General features: G+C 66.1%; 1 protein-coding gene. It reads left to right on the top strand.

The features are described 5' to 3' along the window. On the top strand, nucleotides 1-251 hold a 251-nt coding region (locus tag R0J88_RS22015; protein WP_410901180.1), incomplete at both ends, for a sarcosine oxidase subunit gamma.

A 251-nucleotide genomic window follows, 5' to 3' on the forward strand; every position in this document is an offset into this window, starting at 1 on the left:
CTATCAGGTAGTCAACGTCAGCGGTGGCCAGACCGTCATCTCGCTGAGTGGCGACCAGGCGCGTCAGGTGCTGATGAAGTCGACGCCGACAGATGTGCACCCGCGTGCCTTCCCGGTCGGACGTGGCGTGCCGGCGGTGTTCGCCAAGGCGACACTGGTGCTGCGCCGCGTCAGCGAGAGCGAATTCGAGCTGGTGGTGCGCAGAAGCTTCGCCGATTACCTCGGCCGCTGGCTGCTGGATGCCAGCGAGG

Source organism: Pseudoalteromonas sp. SIMBA_162, assembly GCF_046535955.1.
GTDB classification, from domain to species: domain Bacteria; phylum Pseudomonadota; class Gammaproteobacteria; order Enterobacterales; family Alteromonadaceae; genus Pseudoalteromonas; species Pseudoalteromonas marina.